At 60.4% G+C, this 14234-nt stretch carries 8 protein-coding genes, 2 tRNA genes and 2 rRNA genes; 1 reads left to right on the forward strand and 11 read right to left on the reverse strand.

What is annotated here, in order from left to right; genetic code table 11:
* Positions 1–48: 48 nt before the first annotated feature.
* The 4 genes from ACXZ1M_RS11725 to ACXZ1M_RS11740 form a co-directional block, all read right to left on the reverse strand.
* Positions 49–1788 carry a methanol/ethanol family PQQ-dependent dehydrogenase gene (locus ACXZ1M_RS11725; protein ID WP_459053335.1) on the reverse strand — a complete coding sequence of 580 codons (1740 nt, stop codon included), beginning with the start codon at positions 1786–1788 and terminating at the stop codon, positions 49–51.
* Between the two features lie 32 nt (positions 1789–1820).
* A complete protein-coding gene (locus tag ACXZ1M_RS11730; RefSeq protein WP_459053336.1) occupies positions 1821–2189 on the reverse strand; it encodes a DUF779 domain-containing protein in 369 nt (122 codons plus the stop codon).
* A gap of 2 nt (positions 2190–2191) precedes the next feature.
* Positions 2192–3712: an aldehyde dehydrogenase gene (gene adh, locus ACXZ1M_RS11735; protein ID WP_459053337.1), complete on the reverse strand. Its 1521-nt coding sequence runs from the start codon at positions 3710–3712 to the stop codon at positions 2192–2194.
* Between the two features lie 190 nt (positions 3713–3902).
* A complete protein-coding gene (locus ACXZ1M_RS11740) occupies positions 3903–4844 on the reverse strand; it encodes a beta-propeller fold lactonase family protein (RefSeq protein ID WP_459053338.1) in 942 nt (313 codons plus the stop codon).
* A gap of 116 nt (positions 4845–4960) precedes the next feature.
* Here ACXZ1M_RS11740 and ACXZ1M_RS11745 point away from each other — a divergent pair, with 116 nt between their 5' ends.
* A complete protein-coding gene (locus ACXZ1M_RS11745; protein WP_459053339.1) occupies positions 4961–7075 on the forward strand; it encodes a TonB-dependent receptor family protein in 2115 nt (704 codons plus the stop codon).
* Here the strand turns inward: ACXZ1M_RS11745 and ACXZ1M_RS11750 are convergent.
* The 7 genes from ACXZ1M_RS11750 to ACXZ1M_RS11780 all read right to left on the reverse strand — a co-directional run bounded on the left by ACXZ1M_RS11750 (position 7072) and on the right by ACXZ1M_RS11780 (position 14234).
* A complete protein-coding gene (locus ACXZ1M_RS11750) occupies positions 7072–9288 on the reverse strand; it encodes a TonB-dependent receptor (RefSeq protein WP_459053340.1) in 2217 nt (738 codons plus the stop codon). The two genes, ACXZ1M_RS11745 and ACXZ1M_RS11750, sit on opposite strands and share 4 nt — an antisense overlap.
* Positions 9285–10115 (reverse strand): substrate-binding periplasmic protein, encoded by an 831-nt coding sequence (locus ACXZ1M_RS11755; protein WP_459053341.1) that lies wholly within the window; start codon positions 10113–10115, stop codon positions 9285–9287. Before ACXZ1M_RS11755 ends, ACXZ1M_RS11750 begins: the two co-directional genes overlap by 4 nt.
* Before the next feature lie 12 nt (positions 10116–10127).
* Positions 10128–10604: a cytochrome c-550 PedF gene (gene pedF, locus ACXZ1M_RS11760; RefSeq protein WP_459053342.1), complete on the reverse strand. Its 477-nt coding sequence runs from the start codon at positions 10602–10604 to the stop codon at positions 10128–10130.
* A gap of 184 nt (positions 10605–10788) precedes the next feature.
* Positions 10789–10901: ribosomal RNA gene (gene rrf / locus ACXZ1M_RS11765) — 5S ribosomal RNA — on the reverse strand.
* 115 nt (positions 10902–11016) lie between these two features.
* Positions 11017–13889 (reverse strand): 23S ribosomal RNA (locus ACXZ1M_RS11770).
* A gap of 179 nt (positions 13890–14068) precedes the next feature.
* A tRNA-Ala gene (locus ACXZ1M_RS11775) sits at positions 14069–14144 on the reverse strand.
* 13 nt (positions 14145–14157) lie between these two features.
* Positions 14158–14234, reverse strand: a tRNA-Ile gene (locus tag ACXZ1M_RS11780).

The raw sequence follows: 14234 nt of genomic DNA on the forward strand, positions 1-14234 counted from the left end.
CGAAAAAAAAGGGTGGCCGAAGCCACCCGAAAGTACAGGAGACACTTTTTACTTGGCCAGTTTAAACACCCACACCGAGCCACCTTGTTCGAGGAAGTTCACTTTCTTGGCCACTTCGCCGCCCCACAGCGGCACCGCGCCGCCCCAGCCGGAAACCACCGCTACATACTGCGTGTCGCCATCCTGCCAGGTGACCGGCGGCGCCACCACGCCGGAGCCGGTCTGGAACTTCCACAGCTCCTTGCCCGACTTGGCGTCCAGCGCTTTCAGATAGCCTTCCGGCGTGCCGTAGAACACCAGGCCACCGGCGGTGGTCATCACGCCACCCCACAGCGGTGCCGTGTTCTTGACCTCCCAGACGATCTTGCCCGACTTCGGATCGACCGCGCGCAGCGCGCCGATGTAGTCCTCGAACAGCGGCCGGATGGTGAAGCCCGCGCCGAGATAAGCGCCGCCCTTCTTGTAGCTGATCGGCTCATTCCAGATATCCATGCCCCATTCGTTGGCCGGCACGTAGAAAAAGCCGGTCTGCTGGCTGTACGCCATCGGCATCTGGTTCTTGGCGCCGAGGAAGGCCGGCGCTGCGAACACCGTGCTGCCCTTCTTGCCCTCCTCGCCCTTGGTCGGATCGCTCGGGCGATTGGCGGCGATGAAGTTGGGACGGCCGGTTTTCAAATCGATGCTGGATGCCCAGGTGATCTTCTTCACAAATGGGAAAGCATTCTGCAGTTTGCCGTTGCTGGCGTCGATCACGTAGAAGAAACCATTGCGGTCAGCCTTGCCGCCGTAACGCTTGCCGTTCATGTCGAAGGTGACGAATTCATTGGCGCCGTCGAAGTCCCAGGAATCGTTGGGCGTGTTCTGGTAAGCCCACTTGATCTGGCCAGTCTTGACGTCCAGCGCCACGGTGGACGACGAGTACAGATTGTCGCCGGGCCGCAGGTGGCTGTTCCATGGCGCCGGATTGCCGGTGCCGAAGTAGGCAAGGCCGGTCTTGGCGTCGTAGGTGCCGCCCATCCAGGTCGAGGCGCCGCCGGTTTTCCACAACTCGCCCGGCCAGCTCTTGTTCAGCGTGCCGGTGACGCCGTTGTCGCTTGCATTGCCGTCCTTGTCGTAGCGGTGGCCCATGTGGCCTTCCACCGTGGGGCGGGACCATACCAGTTCACCGGTCATCGGGTTGCGCGCTTCCACCCGGCCCACCACGCCGAATTCGCCGCCGGATACGCCGGTCAGCAGCAAGCCGTCGGCGATCAGCGGTGCGGCCGTCATCGAATAGCCGGCCGCATAGTCGTCGACCTTTTCCTTCCAGACGATCTTGCCGGTATCCTGGTCCAGCGCCACCAGTTGCGCGTCGAGCGTGCCGAAGATGACCAGGTTGCCGAACAAGGCCGCGCCGCGATTGACCACGTCGCAGCAAGGCATGATGCCATCCGGCAGACGGTGCTCATACTTCCACAGCTTGGCGCCGGTCTTCATGTCGATCGCAAAGATGCGCGAGTACGACGCGGTGACGAACATCTTGCCCTTGTAGATCAGGGGCTGCGACTCCTGCCCGCGCTGCTTCTCGCCGCCGAAGGAAAACGACCACGCCGGCACCAGCTTGCCGACATTTTTGGTATTCACCTGCGCCAGCGGCGAGTAGCGCTGGCCTTCCGAGCCTATGCCGAAGGACAGCACGCTGTCGGTGCTGGTGGCTGCGTTCTTGAGCATGGCCGAGGTGACGTCGGCCGCCTGTGCCAGCGACAGGATCGAAATCCCCACCAGCGATGCGATGATTTTCTTTTGCACGTTCTTCTCCGTTTATTATGGTTTTGACTTGCCTAGATGTGGTGCAGGAGCGCCAGCTCCTCGTCGCTGAACAGGCGCGAACGGGTCAGGAAACGCCGGCCCGTGCCGTTATCGAGCGAGAACATGCCGCCGTTGCCCTCGACCACATCGATAATCAGCTGGGTATGCTCCCAATACTCGAACTGCTCGCGCCCCATGTAGAACGGCGTCCCGTTCAGATTGCCGAGATAGACGTCGGTGTCGCTGACGTCGAACTCCCCGGCCGGGTAACACATCGGCGTGCTGCCGTCGCAGCAGCCGCCGGATTGAAAGAACATCAGCGGCCCGTGGCGGCGGCGCAGGACGGCGATCATGTCGAGCGCCGCCGGCGTGGCCGTGACGCGGGCGATGACGTGGCTCATGGTTAGAAGAAGCCCAGCGCGTTGGGGCTGTAGCTGACCAGCAGGTTCTTGGTCTGCTGGTAGTGGTCCAGCATCATCTTGTGGTTCTCGCGGCCGATGCCCGATTGCTTGTAGCCACCGAACGCTGCGTGCGCCGGATACAGGTGATAGCAATTGGTCCAAACGCGGCCGGCCTGGATCGCGCGACCAACGCGGAAGGCGCGCGAACCGTCGCGCGTCCACAAGCCGGCGCCCAGTCCATACAGGGTGTCGTTGGCGATGCGCAGCGCATCCGCTTCGTCCTTGAAGGTGGTGACCGAGACCACCGGTCCGAAAATCTCTTCCTGGAAGATACGCATCTTGTTGTCGCCCTTGAACACGGTCGGACGCACGTAGTAACCGTCCTTGAGGTCACCGCTTTGCTGATTGCGCTCGCCGCCGGCCAGCAGCTCGGCGCCTTCCTGTTTGCCGATATCCATGTACGACAGGATTTTCTCCAGCTGCTCCTGCGAAGCCTGCGCGCCGATCATGGTGCTGCTGTCGAGCGGGTTGCCCTGCTTGATGGCGGCCACGCGCACCAACGCGCGTTCGATGAATTTTTCATAGATCGATTCCTGGATCAGCACCCGCGATGGGCAGGTGCACACCTCGCCCTGGTTCAGCGCGAACATGGCGAAGCCTTCCAGGCACTTGTCGAAGAAGGCGTCGTCGGCATCCATCACGTCTTCAAAGAAGATGTTGGGCGATTTGCCACCCAGTTCCAGCGTCACCGGAATCAGGTTCTGCGCGGCGTACTGCATGATCAGGCGGCCAGTGCCCGTTTCGCCGGTGAAGGCGATCTTGGCGATGCGCTTGTTGGAGGCCAGCGGCTTGCCCGCTTCCAGGCCGAAGCCGTTCACCACATTCAGCACGCCCGGCGGCAGCAGGTCGGCAATCACTTCCAGCAGCACCATGATCGAGGCCGGGGTTTGCTCGGCAGGCTTGAGCACCACGCAGTTGCCGGCGGCCAGCGCCGGCGCCAGCTTCCATACCGCCATCAGGATAGGGAAGTTCCATGGAATGATCTGGCCGACCACGCCCAGCGGCTCATGGAAGTGATAAGCGTAGGTCTCCGAGTCGATCTGCGCGACCGAGCCTTCCTGCGCGCGGATGCAACCGGCGAAGTAGCGGAAGTGGTCGATCGCCAGCGGAATATCGGCGGCGGTGGTTTCGCGGATCGGCTTGCCGTTGTCGATGGTCTCGGCGGTGGCGATCAACGCCAGGTTGGCTTCCATGCGGTCGGCGATCTTGTTGAGGATATTCGCGCGCTCGGTCTGCGAGGTCTTGCCCCATGCATCCTTGGCGGCGTGGGCGGCATCCAGCGCCAGCTCGATGTCTTCGGCGGTGGAGCGCGCCACTTCACAGAACACCTGGCCGGTGATCGGCGTGATATTGCCGAAGTATTCGCCCTTCACCGGCGCGACGAATTTACCGCCGATGAAGTTGTCGTAGCGTTGTTTGAACGGGTTGGCAACGCCTAGTTTGCTGATGTCTGCGAGATTCATGTCGTCCTCTTTCTGCTGTGGTTTTATGAGGCCGCTCGCTGTCGGGCGTGGCGGCGTTGGGTAGTGCACGTTCTTCTTTTCGCAAGCCTCGTGCCAGCACCGTTTGTGAGGGAACTACAGGGGGCGAGGTGGCACGGTCGTGTGACAAGTGTTCATCTTTGGGACAGTTGTCTGCCGATGGAGCAGTCACTCAACGGATCACCACGCCCCATGGTAGTTCGCCCACCATCACCTCGGCGCGCTTGGCGGCGCTGGCCGTATCGATCACGGACACACTGTTGGATCTGCCATTGGCCACGTACAGCTTGGCGCCGTCCGGCGTCAGCGCCATATTCCACGGCCGCTTGCCGACTGCAATCGTGGCCGCCACCGTATTGCTGGTGGTGTCGATGACCATCACGCTGGCGTCGATGCCGTTGGAGACATACACCTGACGCCCGTTCGGATGCACCACGATGCCGTTGGCATTTTTCCCGGCCGGGATGCGCGCCACCGCCGCCAGTGTCGCCATATCCACCACGTAGACCGCGTTGGCCAGCTCGCAAGCCACATAGGCGCGCTTGCCGTCCGGGCTGAAGCCCATGCCGCGCGGGCGCAGGCCGACGGCAATCGATCCACTCTGGCGGCGCGCGGCGACATCGATCACATCGACCTGCTCCGCCTCCTCCGCGCTGACCAGCAGCCAGCGGCCGTCCGGGCTGAAGACCGCGTGCTCGGGATTCTTGCCGCGTACCGGAATATCGGCCGCCACCTGCCCGCTCGCCGTGTCGATCAGTGTGACGCTGTTGCTCTCCTCAACCGCCACCGCCGCATAGCGCCCATCCGCCGACACGTTTACCCCCTCGGGCGACTTGCCCAGCGCGATACTGCGCACCACCGCGCCGCTGGCGGCGTCGATCACCAGCAAGGCATTGCTGGCGGCGTCGGTGGCGTACAGGCGTGCGCCTGCCGGATCGGCCGCGATGCCGCGCGGGCGCTTGCCGGCGGCGATCTGGCGCAGCACCGTATCGGTGACGGTATCGATCACGCTGACGGTGCCGGATTTTTCGTTCGGCACATAGGCCAGAGGCGCGGCCAGCGCCGGGGTGCTCAGCGCCACGAGCAAGGAAGCGAGAATGCGGAAGCTGTTCATGTCATCACCTTTAAGGGAAATGCCAACACCATTGCAATCGTCGTGCCACACAAAAACCGGATGGCAGGTATATTGCTTATTGGTCCGTACAACACTGACCAAAAAACGGAGACAACATGAAGCACGCACATTTCCCACTGAATGCGGTGGCCGCGCTGTTTGCCATCAGCAGTGGCGCCATCGCAGCCGAACTGGCAGCCGAACCTGTCGATGTGGTGGTGATCAGCGCCACCCGCGTCGGCCACACGGTATTCGACATGCCGGCCGCGATCGACGTCATCGACGCCGACCGCATTCGCGAAGGCCAGGCACGCGTCAACGCCAGCGAAGCACTGGCGGCGGTGCCTGGCCTGGTGGCGCAAAACCGCCAGAACTACGCACAAGACCTGCAGATCTCCTCGCGCGGCTTCGGCGCCCGTTCAGCCTTCGGCGTGCGCGGCGTGCGCCTGATCGCCGACGGCATCCCGGCCAGCATGCCGGATGGTCAAGGACAAGCCGCCACCTTCAACCTCGACATGGCCGAACGCATCGAAGTATTGCGCGGGCCTTTCTCCACCATCTACGGCAACCACTCCGGCGGCGTAATCCAGTTGTTCACGCGTGAAGGCGAAGGCGCACCGTCGATTGAAACCTCGCTCACCGCCGGCAGCTATGGCAGCCGCAAGGCCGACCTGAACGCGCAAGGCAAACAGGCCGGCATCGGCTACGTGCTCGATGCCTCGCGTTTTGAAACCGACGGCTACCGCGCCCACAGCGCCGCCACCCGCGACCAGGCCTACGCAAAACTGACACTGGCGCCGCTGGACAGCGCCAAGCTGACCATCACCGCCAACGCGCTGCGCCAGGACGATACGCAGGACGCGCTGGGCACCACCTGGGCCACCTACCAGCGCGACCCGCGCGCCGGCGAGATCGATACGACCGACACCCAGAATCCAAAACGCACGCTGGCGGACCGCTACAACACCCGCAAGAGCATCGACCATCAGCAGATCGGCGCCAACTGGGAGCAGCGCTTCGGCGACGACCGCCTGCGCATCACCGCCTACGGCGGCAACCGCAGCGTGATCCAGTACCAGGCCTTCTCCAAGGCCTTCCAGGCGCCCGCCACACACTCGGGCGGCGTGGTCGATTTCGACCGCGATTTCTACGGCACGGACCTGAACTGGCTGCACGTGAGCCAACTGGCCGGCGGCAAACTGAGTACCACCATAGGCCTGGAATACGGCCGCTCCAGCGATGACCGCAAAGGCTATGAGAACTTCATCGGCACGCAGTTCGGCGCCAAAGGCGCGCTGCGGCGCGACGAAAACGACAAGGTGACCAATCTCGATCCTTACGTCCAGGCGGAGTGGGAAACCGGCGCGTGGTTGTTGAGCGCGGGCCTGCGCCACAGCAGCGTCAAAATCTCGGTGGACGATCGCTTCCTCGGCAACGGCAACGACAGCGGCAGTCTCGATTACAGCCACACCACGCCGGTACTGGGCTTGCTGTACAAGCTGGCGCCGTCGCTCAATGTGTACGCCAGCGCCGCGCGCGGCTTCGAAACGCCGACGCTGAATGAGCTGTTCTATTCCGGCACCGGCGGCGGCTTCAACTTCCGCCTGCAACCGGCGCAGAGCACGCACGTGGAGGCGGGCGTGAAAGCCCGCATCGGCGGCGACACGCGCATCAACGCCGCCGTGTTCCAGGTCCGCACACACGACGAACTGGTGGTCGACAGCAGCAGCGGTGGCCGCACCAGCTACCGCAACGCCGGCCGCACGCTGCGCCAGGGCGTGGAACTGTCGCTCGACAGCACATGGCAATACGGCTTCAGCACGCGCGTGGCCTTGACCACCCTGCGCGCCGTCTACGACCAGGGCTTCGGCACGGTCTTAAAAGGCAGCCGTTTGCCGGGCGTCCCGAATGCCAACGCCTACGGCGAACTGGCGTGGAAGGAAAGCGCCGGCCGCTTCGGCGCGGCGTTGGAAGCTGTCGGCAGCAGCAAGATCTATGCGGAAGACGCCAACGCCGACCAACCGGCGCCTGGCTATGGCGTGCTGAATGCGCGGGTAACGGCCAGCCAGCAATGGCAGGGCTGGCGCTTCAAGCAGTTCGCTCGTTTGAATAATCTGCTGGACAAGCAGTACGTGGGTTCGCTGATCGTCGGCGACACCAACAAGCGCTATTACGAAGCCGCTCCTGGCCGCAACTGGGTACTGGGCGTGAGCGCCCAGTACCAATTCTAGAAGCGATAACGCAGTCCGGCCGCCACCGTACGTGGTGCGCCGGGCGCCACAAAGCGCGCCTGTTCCGCCTCCGCGCCCGGTTGCAGCAATGCGCCGTTCGGGAACATATTCACTCCGACCGCACCGAAGCTTTCGTAACGACGATTCGCCAGGTTGGTCACGCGCGCATACCATTCCCACTTCGGTGCCGGCTGATAGCTGGCGTGTAGGCCAAGCAGCGCATGGCCGCGTATGCGCCAGTCGCTGCCAACTGGTGCGGCCTGGCCATCCTCGTTGCCCTGCGTGGTCATGTCCGACAGCGCCACCACATCGACACCGACGGTCAGCGCCGCCGTGGCGCTCCAGTCCAATCCCAGCTTGAGCGTATTGCGCGGCAGTCCGGCCAGACGCGTGCCGGGGACGACATGCACATTGCGCACGCCGGTGAACAAATCGCCCTCGCTGTCATACGTCGCCGCCAGATAGCTGTAGCTCAGGCGCGCCGACCAAGCGCCGATACGGCGGATGGCACTCAGGTCCACGCCTTGATGGCGCGTGCGGTCGAAGTTGGCGAAGTAGCCCTGCTGCGCCAGCGCGGCGCTGCGGAACAGGATGTCGTCGCGATTGACGGTACGGTAGACCGATAACGCAGCCGTATCGCCGCGCCCACCCTGCCAGCGCGCGCCGGCTTCGACGGTGCGCGACACCACCTGCTTCAGGTAGGGATCGGACTGCAGCCCCACCGGCAAACGGCAAGGCTGCTCCGGATCGGCACAACCGAGTTCAATCACGGTGGGCACGCGGTTGCTCTGCGATAGATTGGCAAACACGCTCCAGCCATTGCCCATGCCGCGCGCGATGCCGATGGCGGGATTGAGCTTGCGGTAGTTGAAGGTCTCGCGCGCCTGCGCTTCATCGTCGCGGCGCAGCTGGTTGCTGACGCGCGCATGGTTGTAACGCGCCGAGACAGTGAGCCATGTCTCCGGCGCCACGGTCCAGGTGTCGGCGACGTAGACGCCGCCGGCGCGCGAGCTGCCATCGACCGACGATCCGGCCTCGCGCTCTTCGTCGTCATCCATGACGACCGAGCGATCGGGTGCAAAGCCGGCCTCCTGTTCGAACTGCGCGAAGCTCACGCTACTGCGGTCGAAGGTCACACCGGCGGCCAGCTGGTGCGCGCCGGCGTTGCGGCTGAAGTGCGCGCTGAAGCCCTGGCTGTTCTGCCGTGTTTCGGTGGTGTTGTAAGAGGCCGGATGCGAACTTTCGCCTTCAATAAAATCATCGTTGATGTCGCCGTTGACCGTGCTGCGCTTGCTGTTGCGCGCATACAGTGCGGCAGTCAGCTCGGTGCGCTCATCAAAGCGATGCGTGAGGCTGAATACGATCTGCCGCAGACGGTTGCGCGTCTCGTCGGGCGAGGTATAAACGGCCCGGCGGTCCTCCTCATACAAACCGTCCGGCAGCAAGCCGTTGCCGATCAAGCGACTGCGTGCCGCCAGCAGCGCCACGCTCCAGTCATTGTCGCCGGCGCTGCCGGCCAGTTTTGCATAGAGGTTACCGAGGTGACCGCTGGACTGATCCCGCCAGCCCTTGTCGTTAAAGGCGGTGCCGGCGATGAAGGCGTTCCAGTGTTCGCCGCTGTCATAACCGTATGCCAGGTCGGCGCGGCGCTGACCGTTGCCGGTGGCCGATACGTTGGCATCGAGCCCCGGATGGCTCTTGCCGGATTTGCTGGTCAACACCAGGGCGCCGCCCAGCGTATTCAATCCGTACAAGGGATTCGATCCCGGCGCCAGCATCACGCTGCTGATCGCTGCTTCCGGCAGCATGTCCCAATTCACCACGTCGCCAAACGGCTCATTGACACGCACGCCGTCCAGATACACCGAGAGGCCCTGCGAAGAGCCGAGCACCGGCGAGGCGCGGAAGCCGCGATAGCTGATGTCGTTCTGGAACGGGCTACCGGAAATCTCGTTGAGATTCACGCCGGTGAGTTGGCGCGACATGAACTCGCCGAGATTCTGGCCGGCGGAAGCATCCACCAGGCGCGCGCCGGCCGTCTGCACTTGGTAGGGTAGTTGGTTGCGGTCGACACCCAGGCCCGGCAAGGGCGCAACGCCGATGATCTCCACCGACAGCATGGCGGTCGACGGATAAATCAGCGGCGCCTCTTCAGCCAGCGCCGTGCCGGCCCACGCCAGCAGCACGCCGGCGGCCATCGCGCGGCGCTTCATGGTGTTTGCTCATGCACGCCATACTTGGCGAAGATGGTTTTCAGTTCACCGCTGGCTTTCATTTCATTGACGGCGGCCTGCAGCAGCTTCGCCACGTCCTGATCGTCCTTGCGCACCGCCATGCCGACCGCCCATCCCGCACGCGGCAGGCGCTGGAACGCCACCTCGTTCAAGGGAAAAGCGGGATCGTCACGAAACACGGCGTCGATCTCGGAACGGTTGGCCAGCACCGCATCCAGCTGGCCGGCCTTCAGTTGTTCGAGTGCTTCCGCAGCGGTGTCGAAAATGCGCACCTTGTCGCGGAAGCGGCCATTGCCTTCACCCAGCATCACCATGGCGGCGATCGAGACCTTTTCGACACCGATGGTTTTGCCGGCCAGCACATCGACGCCATCGAACACCGGCATGCTGCTTGCGCTGCGGACCAGCCGCACCGTCTCCACGTGGTAGGGCGCGAAGATGGTGACCTTGCCGTTCTCGTTCACCAGCTGCGGCTCAACCGGCACGTGCAGCATCACGTCGGCAGGACCGTAGCCGAGGTAGTGCCCTTTCCACACCATGTTGCGCAGATCGTCGCTCAGGTTTTCGCCGGCGGGGAAAGGCAGCAGGCTGAGTTTCAATCCCAGCTTGGCCGCCAGTGCCTGCGCGACTTCCACGTCGATACCGGCGCCGCGATCGGAGAACGGCGCAAACTGATCGTACACGGCCACCTTGAGTGAACCGGATTGCCGGATTTTGTCCCAGTCCGCACGGGCGGGAACGGCGGCGCCCAGCAACGCAAGGGCGAACGGGAACAGCGCGGCAGCGCGCAAGCGGGCACTCGACATGGCGGCTCCCGATTATTTAGCGTCGTCGCGGCGGGCTTCCAGGTAGGTCTTGATGGCCCACATGGCTTCCTGGTTGAACACGCCCTCGAACGGCGGCATGTACACCGCGCCGTTGCGCACCTTGCCATGACGGATAGAGGCCAGGTAGTAGTTGTCGGTCTCCTTGTAGCAGGCCTTTTTCTTGGTCTCGTTCTTGACGGTGGCGCAGTCGCGATCGAGCTGGCGCAGATCCGGCGCGATGCCGCCGGTGACGGCCTCCAGGCCGTGGCAGCGGGCGCAGTTCTGGTTGTAAGCCGATGAGCCGATTTTCAGCGCGAGCTTGTTGCCGCGATAGGGATTCTGGTCCAGCCATTTTTCGCCGAGCGGCGTCAGGCCGGTGGTGTCCACGCCTTGCGGCACCACATTGCCGTGGGCGTAGGCGTAAAGGGAGGTAGTGGCCGCAGCAGCGATTACGGTGGCGGCGGCGAGAATGCGGAAGGGATGATGCATGGATGTCTCCTGGCTGTTTTAAAAGATATACAGCCATTCAGCAAATGCCATGCCATGGGTTTTCCGCCTGAAACAGTGGTTGTGCTGTTCAAATATGGCACAGCTGTCACATCACATTGATCAGCGGGGACGTAAACGCAAAAAGGCCCGTTCACATTGAACGGGCCTTCTCACTTAATAACTAGCTTGACGATAACCTACTTTCACACTGGTTGCAGCACTATCATCGGCGTAGAGTCGTTTCACGGTCCTGTTCGGGATGGGAAGGGGTGGGACCGACTTACTATGGTCATCAAGCTTTGACTTGTATGCTGTGGCGCCGACGGCGCCACAGCGAATCTGGGAGAAGTAAAGTTTTGGTTGGGGTAGCACACTCATCATCAGAGTAAATGCGTATAACCGTCAAGGTTATAGGGACAAGCCTTACGGGCAATTAGTACTGGTTAGCTTAATGCATTACTGCACTTCCACACCCAGCCTATCAACGTCCTGGTCTCGAACGACCCTTCAAAGAGCTCAAGGCTCTGGGAAATCTCATCTCAAGGCAAGTTTCCCGCTTAGATGCTTTCAGCGGTTATCTCTTCCGAACTTAGCTACCCGGCAATGCCACTGGCGTGACAACCGGTACACCAGAGGTTCGTCCACTCCGGTCCTCTCGTACTAGGAGCAGCCCCCTTCAAATTTCCAACGCCCACGGCAGATAGGGACCAAACTGTCTCACGACGTTTTAAACCCAGCTCACGTACCACTTTAAATGGCGAACAGCCATACCCTTGGGACCGGCTACAGCCCCAGGATGTGATGAGCCGACATCGAGGTGCCAAACTCCCCCGTCGATATGAACTCTTGGGAGGAATCAGCCTGTTATCCCCAGAGTACCTTTTATCCGTTGAGCGATGGCCCTTCCATACAGAACCACCGGATCACTATGTCCTACTTTCGTACCTGCTCGACTTGTCGGTCTCGCAGTTAAGCACGCTTATGCCATTGCACTATCATCACGATGTCCGACCGTAATTAGCGTACCTTCGAACTCCTCCGTTACACTTTAGGAGGAGACCGCCCCAGTCAAACTGCCTACCATGCACTGTCCCCGATCCGGATAACGGACCAAGGTTAGAACCTCAAACAAACCAGGGTGGTATTTCAAGGTTGGCTCCACGCAGACTGGCGTCCACGCTTCAAAGCCTCCCACCTATCCTACACAGATTGGTTCAAAGTCCAATGCAAAGCTACAGTAAAGGTTCATGGGGTCTTTCCGTCTAGCCGCGGGTAGATTGCATCATCACAAACATTTCAACTTCGCTGAGTCTCGGGAGGAGACAGTGTGGCCATCGTTACGCCATTCGTGCAGGTCGGAACTTACCCGACAAGGAATTTCGCTACCTTAGGACCGTTATAGTTACGGCCGCCGTTTACTGGGACTTCAATCAAGAGCTTGCACCCCATCATTTAATCTTCCAGCACCGGGCAGGCGTCACACCCTATACGTCCACTTTCGTGTTTGCAGAGTGCTGTGTTTTTATTAAACAGTCGCAGCCACCATTTTATTGCAACCTTTTCGCCCTATCACAGTAAAGTGACCAAGCTACCGAGGCGTACCTTTTCCCGAAGTTACGGTACCAATTTGCCGAGTTCCTTCTCCCGAGTTCTCTCAAGCGCCTTAGAATACTCATCTCGCCCACCTGTGTCGGTTTGCGGTACGGTCTCGTATGACTGAAGCTTAGAGGCTTTTCTTGGAACCACTTCCGATTGCTACGTGTACAAGTACACTCGTCCCACTCCCTTGAATTACGCGCCCGGATTTGCCTAAGCGCCTTCTATGAAGCAGAAACTGACTATTCCAACAGTCAGACAACCTTCCGCGATCCGTCCCCCCATCGCATCATACGACGGTGCAGGAATATTAACCTGCTTCCCATCAGCTACGCATCTCTGCCTCGCCTTAGGGGCCGACTCACCCTGCTCCGATGAACGTTGAACAGGAAACCTTGGGCTTACGGCGTGGGGGCTTTTCACCCCCATTATCGCTACTCATGTCAGCATTCGCACTTCTGATACCTCCAGCATCCTTTACAAGACACCTTCGCAGGCTTACAGAACGCTCTCCTACCATATGCTTACGCATATCCGCAGCTTCGGTGACTGGCTTAGCCCCGTTACATCTTCCGCGCAGGACGACTCGATCAGTGAGCTATTACGCTTTCTTTAAATGATGGCTGCTTCTAAGCCAACATCCTGACTGTTTTAGCCTTCCCACTTCGTTTTCCACTTAGCCAATCTTTGGGACCTTAGCTGGCGGTCTGGGTTGTTTCCCTCTTGACGCCGGACGTTAGCACCCGACGTCTGTCTCCCAAGCTCGCACTCATCGGTATTCGGAGTTTGCAATGGTTTGGTAAGTCGCGATGCCCCCCTAGCCATAACAGTGCTCTACCCCCGATGGTGATACTTGAGGCACTACCTAAATAGTTTTCGGAGAGAACCAGCTATTTCCAAGTTTGTTTAGCCTTTCACCCCTACCCACAGCTCATCCCCTAATTTTTCAACATTAGTGGGTTCGGACCTCCAGTGCGTGTTACCGCACCTTCATCCTGGCCATGAGTAGATCACTTGGTTTCGGGTCTACACCCAGCGACTATCGCCCTGTTCGGACTCGATTTCTCTACGGCTTCCCTATTCGGTTAACCTTGCCACTGAATGTAAGTCGCTGACCCATTATACAAAAGGTACGCAGTCACCCCACAAGGAGGCTCCTACTGTTTGTATGCACACGGTTTCAGGATCTATTTCACTCCCCTCCCGGGGTTCTTTTCGCCTTTCCCTCACGGTACTGGTTCACTATCGGTCGATTACGAGTATTTAGCCTTGGAGGATGGTCCCCCCATATTCAGACAGGATTTCTCGTGTCCCGCCCTACTTGTCGCACGCTTAGTACCACCGGTCTGATTTCATGTACGGGGCTATCACCCGCTATGGCTGCCATTTCCAGAGCATTCCATTATCAGTCCGACTATCACGTGCAGGCTCTTCCCATTTCGCTCGCCACTACTTTGGGAATCTCGGTTGATTTCTTTTCCTGCAGCTACTTAGATGTTTCAGTTCGCCGCGTTCGCTTCGCATACCTATGTATTCAGTATGCGATGACCTAAAAGGCCGGGTTTCCCCATTCGGAAATCTGCGGATCAAAGCTTGTTTGCTAGCTCCCCGCAGCTTATCGCAAGCTACTACGTCCTTCATCGCCTGTAATCGCCAAGGCATCCACCATGTGCACTTATTCACTTGTCCCTATAACCTTGACGGCTATAAGTCTAAGCATTTACTACTTTGTGATGATGAGTTTTACTACCCAAGCATGTATCTGTCGATACACGCTTAATAAAACTTTACTTCTTCCAGATTGTTAAAGAACGATACTACTTTTACCTAAACCCGAGCACCAGGCTGGCTTACGTAAAAGCAGGTATTGGTGGAGGATGACGGGATCGAACCGACGACCCCCTGCTTGCAAAGCAGGTGCTCTCCCAGCTGAGCTAATCCCCCAATATGGTGCAACTGGTAGGGCTGGTTGGACTCGAACCAACGACCCCCGCGTTATCAACACGGTGCTCTAACCAGCTGAGCTACAGCCCC

This window comes from Duganella paludis, assembly GCF_054461335.1.